The organism is Pseudomonas sp. OIL-1 (assembly GCF_010669185.1).
GTDB classification, from domain to species: Bacteria; Pseudomonadota; Gammaproteobacteria; order Pseudomonadales; family Pseudomonadaceae; genus Halopseudomonas; species Halopseudomonas profundi.
The window spans coordinates 2247554-2261147 of record NZ_CP048629.1 but is presented as its reverse complement, the minus strand read 5'-3'; the positions used below and the strand labels follow the sequence as shown (position 1 = coordinate 2261147).

12 protein-coding genes are annotated in these 13594 nt (G+C 56.3%); 3 read left to right on the top strand and 9 right to left on the bottom strand.

Features of this window, described 5'->3' with window-relative positions:
* Nucleotides 1–3: 3 nt before the first annotated feature.
* Nucleotides 4–900, bottom strand: a complete 897-nt coding sequence (locus G3M63_RS10575) for an AraC family transcriptional regulator (RefSeq protein WP_150300524.1) — start codon at nucleotides 898–900, stop codon at nucleotides 4–6.
* Between the two features lie 265 nt (nucleotides 901–1165).
* Between G3M63_RS10575 and G3M63_RS10570 the strand changes: the two genes are divergently transcribed.
* Nucleotides 1166–1522 (top strand): hypothetical protein, encoded by a 357-nt coding sequence (locus G3M63_RS10570; protein ID WP_150300525.1) that lies wholly within the window; start codon nucleotides 1166–1168, stop codon nucleotides 1520–1522.
* Nucleotides 1523–1596: 74 nt separating this feature from the next.
* On the top strand, nucleotides 1597–2004 hold the full coding sequence (locus G3M63_RS10565) for a VOC family protein (protein WP_150300526.1): 408 nt from the start codon (nucleotides 1597–1599) through the stop codon (nucleotides 2002–2004).
* Between the two features lie 2 nt (nucleotides 2005–2006).
* Here G3M63_RS10565 and G3M63_RS10560 read toward each other — a convergent pair whose 3' ends face one another.
* A complete protein-coding gene (locus tag G3M63_RS10560; RefSeq protein ID WP_150300527.1) occupies nucleotides 2007–2786 on the bottom strand; it encodes an SDR family oxidoreductase in 780 nt (259 codons plus the stop codon).
* A gap of 113 nt (nucleotides 2787–2899) precedes the next feature.
* Here G3M63_RS10560 and G3M63_RS10555 point away from each other — a divergent pair, with 113 nt between their 5' ends.
* A complete protein-coding gene (locus tag G3M63_RS10555) occupies nucleotides 2900–3541 on the top strand; it encodes a TetR/AcrR family transcriptional regulator (RefSeq protein ID WP_150300528.1) in 642 nt (213 codons plus the stop codon).
* 50 nt (nucleotides 3542–3591) lie between these two features.
* Here the strand turns inward: G3M63_RS10555 and G3M63_RS10550 are convergent, their stop codons facing one another.
* The 7 genes from G3M63_RS10550 to G3M63_RS10520 form a co-directional block, all read right to left on the bottom strand.
* Nucleotides 3592–4422, bottom strand: coding sequence for an SDR family NAD(P)-dependent oxidoreductase (locus G3M63_RS10550; protein ID WP_150300529.1), 831 nt, complete (start codon nucleotides 4420–4422; stop codon nucleotides 3592–3594).
* Nucleotides 4423–4459: 37 nt separating this feature from the next.
* Nucleotides 4460–5272, bottom strand: a complete 813-nt coding sequence (locus G3M63_RS10545; RefSeq protein WP_150300530.1) for an enoyl-CoA hydratase/isomerase family protein — start codon at nucleotides 5270–5272, stop codon at nucleotides 4460–4462.
* 1 nt (nucleotide 5273) lies between these two features.
* Nucleotides 5274–6239, bottom strand: coding sequence for a lactoylglutathione lyase (locus G3M63_RS10540; protein ID WP_150300531.1), 966 nt, complete (start codon nucleotides 6237–6239; stop codon nucleotides 5274–5276).
* 70 nt (nucleotides 6240–6309) lie between these two features.
* Nucleotides 6310–8823 (bottom strand): RND family transporter, encoded by a 2514-nt coding sequence (locus G3M63_RS10535; RefSeq protein ID WP_150300532.1) that lies wholly within the window; start codon nucleotides 8821–8823, stop codon nucleotides 6310–6312.
* 128 nt (nucleotides 8824–8951) lie between these two features.
* A complete protein-coding gene (locus G3M63_RS10530) occupies nucleotides 8952–10100 on the bottom strand; it encodes a YCF48-related protein (RefSeq protein ID WP_163983024.1) in 1149 nt (382 codons plus the stop codon).
* Nucleotides 10101–10219: 119 nt separating this feature from the next.
* Nucleotides 10220–11587 (bottom strand): DUF1329 domain-containing protein, encoded by a 1368-nt coding sequence (locus G3M63_RS10525; protein ID WP_150300534.1) that lies wholly within the window; start codon nucleotides 11585–11587, stop codon nucleotides 10220–10222.
* Nucleotides 11588–11610: 23 nt separating this feature from the next.
* Nucleotides 11611–13281, bottom strand: coding sequence for a DUF1302 domain-containing protein (locus G3M63_RS10520; protein ID WP_150300535.1), 1671 nt, complete (start codon nucleotides 13279–13281; stop codon nucleotides 11611–11613).
* Nucleotides 13282–13594 lie beyond the last annotated feature (313 nt).

Here is a 13594-nt window from a genome sequence, read left to right as displayed (position 1 = left end):
TGCCTACCGGTGCATTTGACGAAAGGCTTCAGGGGTCATACCGACCTCCTTGCGGAATGCTGCCGTAAAGGAGGCCGGATTGAGGAACCCGGTTTGATAGGAGATCTGCTTGATCAACACCTTGCTATCGAGCAGCAGTGACTTTGCGCGGCGGATGCGTGCCTGCGCGGCAAATTGGCGTAGCGTGAGACCGGTGGTGTTCTTGAACTGCTCCGAAAGGCGCCTGGCCGGCATATCGAGCGCGTCTGCCAATTGCTTGAGGGAGCTGCTGTGTTCAGGTTCCGTCTCGAACATTTCGCGCAGGGTTCGCAGCTGCCTGGGGCTCAATTTTCCTGAATCAGCGGTAACCTGGGAACTCAGGAACTGCCGATGCAAATCAAGTGCAACACCGGTCAGCAGGCACTCGGTATGCAGCTCGCTGGCAAAACCGGGTGCAGCAACTTCCTGGGCAAGACGCTGCAGTGACGTCCTAAGGTAGGGGCTCTCCAGATTCAGCATGCTGTCGCTCAGACAGCCATCCCACTGCCACTGGATTCCAGCCAGCGGGCCCATGATGCCGGGATCGAACAGGCATATCATGGCCTTGTATTCGGATACGCCGTGGCAAAACTGAAATTCCGTATCCCGCGGCAGAAACAGCGCCTGCCCAAGCGGCTGAAATTCACAGCTGAGGTCGGAAAAACGGCCTTTATTATCCGAAAAAGGAGACCACCGTCTTGCTGGTGTTGGTAGTACCAGACGCAGCAGACAGCTGCTCTTCGCCTGAATCACCGCCGTGCCGGAATTTGACCAATGCGCATGTTCAATACGTATGTCAAAGCCCTCATTCACCAGTCGAGATTCTGTCAGAAACTCTCCAGCTGCGGACGGATCGTATTCATCGTAATGTACTGAATACATAAGAGGCACTCTCAGCGGTTATTTTTGTTGAACACTGAATTTACATTTCAGCATAACCACTCAAGCTCAATAAACAATCCACAAATAACAGTTTCAGGTATTCGAAAAACCAATACCTGAAACTACTTTTTTAATCAATAAAGAGCGAAGTGGTAACTTGTTCTTTTCGTCGAACAAACCCAAACTTCTCGGAGCAATTGCAGGAACTCCTGAGAGGGTAGCGTCTCTACAGATAAGCCCCTCCCAACATAGCAGGAGAATTACAATGAAGAAGATTGCGGCGACACTAGGCTTGCTCGCTTGTCTGCCATTGGCGGCTTTCGCGGAAAATATCGAGCTGGACAAGGAGCTGAACGGCCTGGATATCGAAACGAAGATAGTCGGTGATGATACTGCCACTACGCCAGGGCCTGGAGGAGCAGTCGGTACCCAAGTGCTTCAGGTAACCAATAACAGTGATTCTACCGTGACCTGTCAGTTAAACCCGGGGCCTGCCGAAACTGCGGCTTCTGAATCCCCAATGACTCCCATCAAGGCAGGTGCGTCGGCCGTTCTGCGATTGGACGGCAGTTATGCAAGCGCCACGATGCGAGCGAAACTGATCTGCAAGGAAGAAGAGTAATATACGTCTATTGCCGGCTAACCAGCTGTGGTTAGCCGGCAAGAGGCAAACTCCATAAAAACGGCAGGCAAGCCATGATTCTCAGAATGGACCACTTCACCATCGTCACTGACCAGCTCGAGGAGACACAGCAGTTCTATGTGAACCTGCTTGGACTCGAAGTCGGAGCAAGGCCACCCTTTCCAGTGCCCGGGCTGTGGCTTTACGCCAAGGGCCGCCCTGTGCTTCACGTTATCGCAATAAATGACATGCCCAACCCTCGCCGCGGCGTGCTGGATCATATGGCGTTCTTTGCGCAGGGTTTGACAGAGACATTAGACAAACTCGACCGGCACGCCATTCGTTATCGAATCATCCGCGCGCCGGGGGACATCCGGACCTGGCAGGTGTTCTTCAAGGATCCCAATGACGTGGACGTCGAACTCGATTTTGCCCCCGCAGAGCAGGCTCCAGCCGATTGGAAAACCAGAAGCAAAGCCTGATTTCAAATCAGGCCGGTATAGGCTCCGCCATCCAGCTGCAAATTCTGCCCGGTAATGTAACCCGCCTGAGCCGCGCACAGAAAAGCGCAGGCGGCGGCGAATTCCTCAGGAGTGCCGAAACGCCGTGCCGGAACCGGGCGGAGCATTTCGGTTCTCGCCTCCTCCAGACTGATGTTCCTGTGCTTTGCCAACTGGCCGGTCATGTAGGCCAGCCGATCGGTCGCGATGCGTTCGGGCAAAAGATTGTTGATCGTGACATTGTCACGGATAACTTCTACCGACAGGGCTTTCGAGAACGCCGTCAGCCCGGCTCTGGCTGCCGTCGAGAGACCCATTGGCAACCGCGGGGACTTGACCATGGCCGAGGTGATATTGACGATCCGACCAAAACGCCTCTCGCGCATTCCGTCAACGACAGCCTGAATCAAAAGGATGGCGCTGAGCATATTGGCCTCCAGCGCTTGCTGCCAGCAATCGAGATCCCAGTCCTGGAACTTGCCCGGCGCGGGCCCACCATTGTTGGTGATCAGAATATCCGGAGCGGGACAAGCCGCCAGGAGCGCGTCCCGGCCAGCGCTGGTGTTGAGATCCGCGACCACCTGAACCACCTCAAGACCCGTGCTGTCACGGATTGCCATCGCAGCCTCATTCAAGCTGACGGCCTCGCGGCCATTGATGAAAACCTCGCATCCTTCAGCGGCCAGGGCCATGGCGCAGGCTTTACCCAGGCCCCGCGAAGAAGCACAGACAATGGCTTTGCGACCGGTAATATTCAGATCCATATCTGCTCCCGTTGCCGACTCGTCAGCGGCTCAAGTTCATTACAGTGATGCCGCAATCCTTTATGCTATGAGCACTAACATCTGATGTTTTTTCACTGAAGCCAGAGACAACTATGAACACCCCGTCAACCCGTGCAGAACCTGGCAAGCGGGATACCATGAATCGTCTGCTCGCCGCCGCCAGGCAGATCTTTGCTCTGAAAGGTCTGGCGGGTGCCCGAGTAGAAGATATCGCCCGGGAAGCCGGCGTGACCAAACAACTGGTCTACCACTATTACGGCTCCAAGGAAGTGTTGTTTTCAACCGTCCTGGATGACGCCTCCCAGCGGATAATGCAGGAACTGATCGCACTTGATATAGATGACCTGCCGCCGGAAGAAGCGCTGCGAAGACTGCTCAATTGCTGTTTTGACCAGTATATGGAAGACCCGCTCCTGGGCGCCCTGGCCCTGGAAGGCATTCGCTATCACGAGGCGTCGGAGACCAGGCCCAACAGCTTCACCAGCCAATCCCCAGCGCTGGCCATCAAGTTTTCAGGGGTTCTCAAGCGTGGAATCGACGCTGGCGTATTCAAGCAAAATATCAACGCCCGTCTGTTCCTGGCGAGTTCCGCGCTGCTGATGTCAGGCGGGTTCACCAACCATTACACCATGTCCGTTCTGGTCGGCTTTGACACTACCTCGGAAGATGGCATGCGGATCTGGCGTGAACACTCGGCCAACTTCATTCTTGCCAGCATCAGGCGACAGCCCTGACGCCTGTAGCGCCCCAGGCCAGGAGCGCAAATCAAAGACACTGACCCCGACTACATGCCGCCGCGCCCCGACTGCTCGAAGAAGGCGCGCATTGCCACCAGCGAAGGCGTGTGACTGCCAAAGCCGCCATCTGCTACCAGCGTAGTACCGGTCACAAACGATGACTCGTCGCAGGCGAGAAAGGCCACCACATCAGCAATCTGCCGCGGGGTGCCCAGCTCCTGCGTCAGGTGATTGTCACGCAGAATACTCAGCAGCTCGGGCGGCATGGAACCGTGGGCATTTTCCGCAGGCGCCAGACCAATCTGCACCGCATTGCCGCGCACACCCAGCTTGCCATACTGCGCTGCTACCAGCTTGGGCAGCATATTCAACGCAGCCTTGGTTGACGCGTAACCGGTCAGGGACAGATCTCCCTGGGCGCCCAGTCCGGAGGTGGCAAAGATTACCGAGCCTTTGCCCTGTTTCAGCATCACCGGAATGACATGCTTGGAACACAGCACGGCGCCGCGCAAATTCACCGCAATGGCGCGATCAAAGGCGTCCATGTCCAAGTTGCAGATATCGCGGTCCTTCTGGCGCTGGCTCACATCCAGCACGGCGGCATTGTTGTGCAGCACGTCGATACGGCCGAACCGGTTCATCACCTGCTCGACCATCGCCTTGACGTCGTCTTCGCTGGATACATCGGTGCGTATGGCAATGGCCTGGCCACCGGCCGATTCGATCTCTGCCGCCACACTGGCCGCTGCTTCCTGATTGATATCGACGATCGCGATGGCGGCACCATGGGAGGCCAGTACCCGCGCGCACTCGGCGCCCAGACCACCACCAGCGCCGGTGATGATGGCTACACGATCCTTGAGCTTGTCTGTTGTCATTTTAGTGTTCTCTTGTCTTGATACGAGATGATCGGTTTCACTCACCAGTGAACTGCGGCGCACGACGCTCGGCAAATGCCAGAGCAGCCTCCTTTGCGTCCTTGGTGGTGGCCAACAACGAAAACAGGTCCAGTTCCAGATCCAGCCCTTTCTTCAGGTCGACTTCCGAGGCAGCCCGCGCGGCTCTTTTTGCATACACCGAAGCCATAGGAGATTTGCCAGCGATCTGCAATGCCAGCGCCGACACTTCCTCAAGCAAGGTTTCGGCGCTTTTAGCGACACGCGATACCAGGCCGATCTGCCGCGCCCTTTCGGCGTCCAGGCGTTCACCCGTCAGCAGCAGATCAAGCGCATGACCTGGCGCCACCACCCGGCACAAGCGCTGCGTACCGCCGCCGCCCGGGATCAATCCCAGGCCGGTTTCCGGCAGCGCCAGCACCGCATTGGGCGAAGCAAAGCGGATATCACAGGCTAGCGCCAGTTCCAGACCGCCGCCCATGCAGTAGCCGTGAATGGCGACGATGACCGGCTTGCTTATCGCATCGATAGCTTCGATCCAGCGGGCGCCCTCCATTCGTTTACGCACCTGGATGGAGGTCTCGACTCCGCGCTTTTCCTTGATGTCCGCCCCGGCACACAAGCCCCGTTCGCCCTCACCGCGAATCACGATGACGTGAATTCTGTCGTTCTTCTCCAGCCGTTCGAGGGCCGCTGGTACACCAACGCGGATTGCATCGTTGATGGCATTGATCTGGCCGGGACGGGTGAGTACCACCCAGCCCACGGCCCCGTCGCAATGCATCTGCACTGCTTCATTGATTACTTCGGGCAGGCTTTCCTCAATGCTCATGTCAGCACTCCTCGAACTCGAACAATTGGCCTCTGAGCTCAGACGGATCGATCCTGATCAGTGCCTTGCCACCCACCGCATCGCTGGACTCGATCCAGCTGAACGCCGTGCCCCGCGCGCGCAGATCTTCAGCCTTGGCGGCCAGATCGTTTACTGCGATGCGGATGTAATAGGGGCCGGGACCCCAGCTGTTGAGGTACAGACCCGCTTCACTGTTCCAGCGGGTCGCTTCGATGATGTCCAGCGTGGCGCTGTTGGCCAGGCTGAAGCCCATGCGCGCGCGGCGATAACCTTCGCCCTCGATCAGCTCAATCGGACCGGAGGGCTCCCAATCGAGATTGGCAGAGCAACGGCGAAGTGTCTCGTTCAGGTCGCGCACCAGATAGCCGCGGGCGGAAACACGCACCATATCGCCGGGCTTGGAATCACGTGGCTGCGGAGCGGGGACCGAGAACGTATCGGCAGGCATCTGCAGCGGCTCCATTGGCATGACTTCGATACACAGTCCGCCATCGACGATGGGATCGTAGACCGGCTTTTCTGGCGACGCTCCTAACCACAGACGGTCGAAGGGCATGTCTGGCGTGCGTTGCGCCATTCGGAACGGTAGACGCCGACGCATCAGTTTCGCTACCAGGGCATCGAACTTGTCCCCGTGCAGGGACAGCACAATGGAGTGCGTCAGCATCGGACGATGCCGGCCCTGATACTCCTTCAGGCTTTCCAGGAAATCATGGAACATCGGATCACCCGGGTTGGGGCGGTCCAGATGCCACTGCGGCTCGACCCGGGTCGGCGACACGGCCAGTGATTTGTGCACCCGCAGGAAATGGGCGATATAGGGATGGTCATCAAAGGCCTGGCGCCAGCGCTCGTGCTTGTGGATGCCCAGCTTGTCCACCAGCAATTCGGTCATTCCATCCGGGTCTGGCACCATCATGTCGGCGCTCATCAGTAATTCGAACATCTTTATCTCCATTTCTTACAGGGGAGCGAAAAAATCTTGTTGTTTGGCAAGCGCTACCTCAAGTAGCGCTTCAATGAGTGTCTACCACCGCCTGCTTTTGAGCTTGAGTAGGCTGCGAGGCAATAGGCACCGGAGCCTCGGCGGGGGACGAAAATCCTCCGCTGCCCTTCTTCCCGGTACCAAAATCTCTGAGCAGAAAGTGCGACAGTGCCGGAATCAGAATCAGCGCTCCCAGCATGTTCCAGAGGAACATGAAGGTCAGCAGGATGCCCATGTCGGCCTGGAACTTGATCGGTGACCAGGCCCAGGTGACAACGCCTGCTGCCATCGTCAAACCGATCAGCGCTACTACCCGGCCAGTAAAATCAAGCGAACGACGGTAGGCCACTGCCAGCGATTCCCCGCGGCCCTGCACGGCAAGCTGGACACTCAGCAGATAGAGCGCGTAATCAACCCCGACTCCGACACCCACCGCCATGACCGGCAAGGTGGCGACCTTCAGGCCAATCCCCAACCAGACCATCAGCGCCTTGGCAATGATGGTGGTCATGATCAACGGGATCAGCGCAACCAGGGTGGCGCGAATACTGCGGAAGGTGATCAGACACAACAGAGCGGTAGCGCCGTAAACCGCGAAGTACATGATGATGATGCCTTTCTGTACCTCGATATTGGTTGCCGCTTCGATGCCCGCGTTGCCGGCAGCCAGCAAGAACTGGACAGGCTGCTCACCGTCGGGCCCGGTTCCGTGCTCCGCGTTGAAATCCTCCACCACGTTCAGCACGCGGGTAAGGGTCTCTGCCTTGTGGTCGGTGAGATAGGCGATCAATGGGGTAACCGAGCAGTTCTGGTTGGTGATGCCAGGCGACGAGATCATCGCTGCGTCGACGGATGCGTTGGTAATCGCCTGATCACGGCTGATAGTCAGCCACTTGCCGCTACCCTCAGCCATTCCCGCGGTCATGAACCGTACTGAGTCGGCCAGGGAATTGGTGGTCTGCACGCCTTCGGTCTGGCGTAGACGCCATGCCAGCTTATCCATGGTTTGCAAAGGTCCATAAAAGCGGCAGCCGTCTACGTCGGTCTTCATGATCACCGCAAACTGATCACTGGAAAGACCATAGTTGGCTGAGATAAACGCATTGTCCCGGTTGTATCGTGAATCGGCCCGCAACTCGGGCGCACCGGGATCCAGATCGCCGATCTTGAGGTCCATCATGACGACCGCACTGACGCCAGTGATCAGCACCGAGACCGCGACGGCAGCGGTAGCCCACTTGCGCTGGGTGAACAGATCCAGACCCTGCCAGATCTTGCCCTGCCAGCTCTTGTTCTGCTGCTCGGCCGCGTCCTTCTCGATGGCCAGCCTGGCGGCTTTCCTGCTTACGCCGATATAGGACAGCGCGACGGGAATCAGAATCAACTTGGTGAAAATCAGCACGGTGACACCGATACTGGTGGTCAGCGCGAGGTCCCGAATGACCGGAATATCGATGATCGCCAGCACCGCAAACCCGACCACGTTGGTCAGCAGTGCAGTCAAGCCGGTCAGAAACAGCCGTCTGAAGGTATACCGTGCTGCAACGTATTTATGGGTGCCACGTCCGATATCCTGAAGAATGCCGTTCATCTTCTGGGTGCCATGGGACAGACCAATGGCGAAGATCAGAAACGGAACCAGGATTGAATAGGGGTCGAGGTCATAGCCTAGAAGCTGCATCAAACCCAACAGCCAGACCACGCCGGTAATCGCGATACTCACCAGCAGCAGTGTGCTGCGTACGCAATGCGTGTAGAGATACACAAACAGCGCAGCAATCGCCACGGAAATCGCAAAGAACAGCATCACGACCTGCAACCCATCGATCAGATCACCGACCAGCTTGCTGAAACCCACAATATGGATACCGATCTGATCGCTTTCCAACGATCTGATTTGTTCCTCGAGCTGGTCAGAAAATTCGCTGTAATCCAGCGGCTCACCCGTTTGCGGATGTGTCTCCAGTAGCGGCGCAACAATCATGCTTGATGCCCTGTCGTTGGCCACCAGGCTGCCTGTCAGACCCGCGCGGGTGACGTTACGACGCAGCGCGGTGATGCTGGCGTCGCTGCCGTCATAATCGGATGGCATGACCGCCCCGCCGCTGATGCCGTCTTCGGTGACTTCGCGCCACCGCACGATCGGCATCCACAACGAGCGCATCCAGGATCTGTCTATCCCTGGAATCAGATAGAGGGTGTCATTTACTTCCTGCAGAGCTTCCAGATACTCCGGGTCATAAATACTGCCCTGCTTGTTGGAGACCACGACCCTGATGTTATTACCAAGCCCGGGTAGTTCACTCTTGTTATCGAGATAGTTCTGAATATAAGGGTTGTTGACCGGAATCATTCGCTCGAAACTGGCGTTAACGTCCAGTTTGGTTGCAAAGAATCCCAGTACGATAGTGACTAAAAGACAAGTAACAAGGACCAGAATCCGATGGCTGAAAATAATACGCTCAAACAGGCCACCAGAACTTTTGTCAAAGTCCTTGACGTCACGCACGACCGGCATCCCAGCGTTGCTTTTAAGATCGACCATCATCCTCTCCACATATATCAGCTTGCACGGCGGTTTTCTCAACCCAGTGCAACCCGGACATAAACTCGTTTAGACCAACTGTCCTTACCCAAACCTCTAGCGAGGTGAACGGAAGTGCGGTATGGCTACTATTGAAACTGGCTGATATCTATCTTTCGAAGCCCGGAAAATTGCGCAACGATGAGCGTGCCGGGCGCTTCCGGTCTGGCCGAGGAATACACCTGCCCGGCATAAGGGACCGACAGAAGATCGGTCTCCAGCGTCGTGGTATCCAGGCGAACCAGCTCACCTCGCTCGCTCACCAGCAATACCTCTCCGCCGGCGGCGCCATCCAAGGCGTCGATCAGCGTCGCGTTTTGCTGAGTGTCCACATGCTGCCAGTTCTCGCCTCCGTCACGACTGACGTAGAGATTGCCCCTCAGACCGTAGGCCATCAGCGCGCCATTACTGATATGCACTCCGAAGAAGGTGCCGGTATAGGGAGTATCAACCTGCACGAAACGCTGCGCTTCACGGTCCAGCCGCATCAGCAAGCCCTGCTCTCCGCTGATGTAGACCTGATCGCCCTGCATGTCGATGCTGTACAGATGCATACGACGGTCGTTCTCGGTATGTTCGGTCCAGGGTTCCCAGGTAGCGCCGTTGTCGGTAGTGCGCAGCAGCATGCCAAAAGCACCCAGCACGAATCCTTCGCCGTTCTCCCTCACGAATACGTCGAGAAAAGGCGTGGCCATGATGTCGGGATCGGCAGACGTGCTGGTTCCAAGGTCGACTTCCCGGAGCATGCTTTCCGCTTCGAACTCATCAAGATCCGATACGTTGGCGTAATGTTCCCTGAGAAGAGTGACCAGACTCCGACCGTCCAGCTGCACTTCCCATGAAAATCCACCATCGGTGGTTGCCAGCAAGACAGAGTCATGGCCGACGGCCCAGCCGTTGAGCTCATTCTGGAAGTACACCTGAACCAGATCGACAGCCACTGGACTCGGGGACTGGGTCCAGGTTTCGCCATCATCGTCAGATATCATGATCAATCCGCGCAAGCCGACACCCACGAGGTTCTCACCAGCACGGGTGACGGCGAGAGTGGGCTGCGCGTGCGCGGCGGCCTGAACCAAAGCGGATTGTTGCAACGGGTCATGGAAACCGGTTGGCGATTCCGAAGCTTGCTCCGAAGCCGATACCGTTAACCCGATGCAGCAAGCCCCTGCCATGGCGAGCAAGGCACCTGGGCGGCGTTTACCAGCAGACCAACTGAACAGACGGGATACATTCATTGTTTTTATCCTCAGTGATCCCAGGAGCATCCTCATGCGGGATGCACCCGGGTCAACCGGTATGATCGGCAGCGCTTTATCCGTCCTGGAGAACCAGCGTTGCCCTGGTCTGGCTCTGGTTAGCGAACGCTTTCTCGGCCCACGATGGCTTCAGGGTTCAACTCGCGCTCAGAACGAGGCTCCTCGAGTACCTGATAGCCGCCATTGAGCGCATCATTGATCAAACCGTACATGCCCTTGTTGAAGTCATAGATAGAGTGCTTGACGACGTAAGGAATATCGTGGTTATAAAGCTGAACGCCACCCAGCATCATTGAACGATACAGCTGACCACTCTGGTCCCAGGCGTCATACAGGCCAGCCCCATAGGTGTCTTCGTCCAGGTAGTAGGTCCGCTTGCTGTAGACGTGGCGGTTGCCTTCCTTGAGCGTCGCTTCCACTTCCCATACACGGTGCAGTTCCCACCGCTCGCATTCGGGGTTGACGTGGGACTCCATCAGCTGGGTGTCAGCATCGCAGTGAAAATACAACTCGTAGTTGTTGTAAGGAATGTACATCTCCTTTCTACCAACCAGATCGAAGTCAAAGCGGTCCTGCATACCCGAAAACATGAACAGCTCATCGAACAATTCCAGCCCGCCCATACTGGCTACGGGGGTATCGTAGGCAAACTCGGGGGCCAATTTGACCCGACGCTGTCCTGGCGTATAGCTCCAGGCACGACGTGGTTGCTCGGTCGGATCGAGGAAATCCGTATAGCCGGTCAGCTCACCCGCCCGGCGTGCAGGGGCTTTGGTAACCGAATACACACGGGTGTACATCTGCGGATCCCGTTCTTCCAGATCCGTCTGATAGTAAGGACGCTCAACGAAGGTGGCCTGCTCGGAAGCCTTGGTCACGGTGCCGTTGGAGGCCACGATCCAGCTATTGGATGAGGCGGTAGTGGTACCGTATTGGCCGTCGTTGTAACGGGTCTGCTGGTTCCACATCAGCTCATGCCCGGTTTGTGGAATCGGGAAGGGTATACCGCCCCGACATTCCGGCTCCAGGGCAAGACCGTCTTTCACGGTTTCACAGGTGGTAGCATTGCGCACGGTGGCGTCGAGAACATTCTGGGGATGCGCCGCCGTACGATGACTGGGGTAGATATCCATGTAATAGGTGTCTGGATTACGTTTGAGCAATTCGATCTGACCTGCACTCAGCTGATCCGCATACTGCTCATAGTTACTGGCATCGATACGAAACAGCGGCTCTTCATCCTTGAAGGGATCCGCCCAATAACCGCTACCCGGTTCAAAATCAGCAGGAGCGTCACGAAGCCCCCCTTCAAAAGGGGGGATAGTGCCAGCTTCATTGCCCGCTTGAATCGCCCCGACCATGGTAAGAGACTCGCCAAGCTTGGAAGCCTCCTGCTCAGGCACTGCGGCCAGTGAATATGCCGAAATCCCTGTCAAGGCGATGCTTAAGGCAAAATGAAGTTTCATAACGTGCTCCGATATTGTGTTTATTAAAAGGAGGTCTTGTAGGTCAGCGATACCCAACCGCGGTCAGTACCACCTACTGCCCCGTTGCCATTGACCATTTCTGCGCCGTTGGCATTCAGGGTGTTCTTCTCCTGAGCTGAAGTATCCGCGTAGCGCAAGGTAAAGTCGTGGCTCTGACGATAGGTCATTTGCGCACCAACAGACCAGGCCAACGCGCCTTCAGATCCGCCACCGGCAGTGGCCGCGTTACCATGCAAGCCGTAGTTGACGGTCAACGGAACGGATAGATCCCACGACGGCAGGATGGCCAGGTATTGCGGTGTATAGTTCACAGCTACGGCCGCGTAGTTGCGGGTCGAGCAACCGTCTTCCTTATCTCCAGAGCCTGGAATAGTTGGCGTTCGAAGATCGGTACAGGCTGCGTTACCCTCTCCTTTATAAAGCTCCTCGTTCTTGGTGACCTTGTCCAGATGACTGAATGCGAGTTCAGCTACCAGCACCGAGTTATTTGCCAGCCAGTTGCGGGGCACACCATACACTGCGTTAATCACGGCATGATAGGTGTCACCGCGAGGACCTTCGTTATTGACGGAACTGATGCCTGTGGCGTTCAGTGCGCCATCCTGGCGGTACGACACTTCCGCGCCGATGGCTGCAGAACCAATATTGCCTGCGTAGCTGATACCCATCAGTTTCACGTTCCGTGGGTAAACCAGGCGGTACTGGCCAGCCGCCATATCAATCTGAGGAGACAGCCATGCCTGGTAGTCATCAAATTGACGGTAATAAGCGCCCACCGTTGCGCCTAGATCCTGCAGGTCATAGCGTGCCATGACACCCCAGTTGGCATCGTCGCGTCCGAACTTGGAGTCCGCATGACGAAGATTGAAGCCGGGCGCCGCTGGCAGACGGTCTGGACCTTCAAAGAAAGGATCGGCTGCGCCGAAATAGGTGCCGCCATACGGAAAGCGGGTGTGATCCCATTCGTAGAAATACTGGCCGGAGATGGACAGGTTATTGGTCACCTGGGCCTTGGCAGATACCTGCCCGATCGGCAAAAACACTTCTTTGGTTTCAATACCCGGGCTGGTGACGGCTTTCACCGCATCCGTTGGCGCCTGGGAGTAGGACATGGCGTGGGCGCCAAACAACAGACCCTCACCCCAGTACTGCGTGTGCTGCCCGACTTTTATGTTGACCGGCGTGTTGCCCAGATCGAAGTTGGCCCAGACAAACGCATCCAGAATCTCTCCAGATGGACCGTAGACGTAGCGCTCTACTTCCGAGCTGTAGGTGTCGTTGTTATAACTTGTCGAATAACCCGGCACGTTGCTTTCAACGGTGCGATCACTGTAGGCGTCGTCGTACCATGCAGCCGCGCTGACCCGGGCACCGTAATGCCATTTGTAGGCGAGGTCGATTTCCGTCAGCAGATCGAGGCGGTTGGTGACGATGTCGCCTTTATCAAACTTCCCGTTCGACTCGTCAAAGTTGGGGTTATTCATAATCGCGCTGTCCTGGTCCTCCGCGCGGATACCCAGGTTATAGCGAACGGTATTGTCCCAGCGCAGCCGAATATCAGGATTTCCGACATCGATTTGCATGGCTGAAGCGCTGCCCGTAGCCGCTAGAACTGCAAGAGCCAGCGCACTACGAGCCAAACCGATGTGACCAAATTTGATTTTAGTGTTCATCTGTATTCCTTGTTTTTATTTTCAGTGGCTAATGAAAATTTTTCGCGTATCGCTGCAACACCACAAGCCTCTTCAACCACAACACCAGTTGGCTTAGCCTGCCGCGCTCCGTTCAGCGTCTAGCCATCCTAGCGGAAGACAATCCGCAATTCCATATTAAGATTTTCATTCTGCATTCAGATTTGAAGATAACAGCGAAATTGGAGCAGATGCAACAGCCATCAAATCTGCTGTAGAACCCTTGAAACCGCACATTCGCCGTTTTTTGCTTGTAATCAATGGCATAAATTAAACATAAATTTATTTTTTGTTC

Excerpts from the sequence above, each read along its gene's own strand:
- G3M63_RS10565 (WP_150300526.1), top strand. The coding sequence starts at position 1,597 with ATGATTCTCAGAATGGACCACTTCACCATCGTCACTGACCAGCTCGAG.
- G3M63_RS10540 (WP_150300531.1), bottom strand. The coding sequence starts at position 6,239 with ATGTTCGAATTACTGATGAGCGCCGACATGATGGTGCCAGACCCGGAT.
- G3M63_RS10560 (WP_150300527.1), bottom strand. The coding sequence starts at position 2,786 with ATGGATCTGAATATTACCGGTCGCAAAGCCATTGTCTGTGCTTCTTCG.
- G3M63_RS10520 (WP_150300535.1), bottom strand. The coding sequence starts at position 13,281 with ATGAACACTAAAATCAAATTTGGTCACATCGGTTTGGCTCGTAGTGCG.
- G3M63_RS10550 (WP_150300529.1), bottom strand. The coding sequence starts at position 4,422 with ATGACAACAGACAAGCTCAAGGATCGTGTAGCCATCATCACCGGCGCT.
- G3M63_RS10535 (WP_150300532.1), bottom strand. The coding sequence starts at position 8,823 with ATGGTCGATCTTAAAAGCAACGCTGGGATGCCGGTCGTGCGTGACGTC.
- G3M63_RS10525 (WP_150300534.1), bottom strand. The coding sequence starts at position 11,587 with ATGAAACTTCATTTTGCCTTAAGCATCGCCTTGACAGGGATTTCGGCA.
- G3M63_RS10530 (WP_163983024.1), bottom strand. The coding sequence starts at position 10,100 with ATGAATGTATCCCGTCTGTTCAGTTGGTCTGCTGGTAAACGCCGCCCA.
- G3M63_RS10555 (WP_150300528.1), top strand. The coding sequence starts at position 2,900 with ATGAACACCCCGTCAACCCGTGCAGAACCTGGCAAGCGGGATACCATG.
- G3M63_RS10575 (WP_150300524.1), bottom strand. The coding sequence starts at position 900 with ATGTATTCAGTACATTACGATGAATACGATCCGTCCGCAGCTGGAGAG.
- G3M63_RS10545 (WP_150300530.1), bottom strand. The coding sequence starts at position 5,272 with ATGAGCATTGAGGAAAGCCTGCCCGAAGTAATCAATGAAGCAGTGCAG.
- G3M63_RS10570 (WP_150300525.1), top strand. The coding sequence starts at position 1,166 with ATGAAGAAGATTGCGGCGACACTAGGCTTGCTCGCTTGTCTGCCATTG.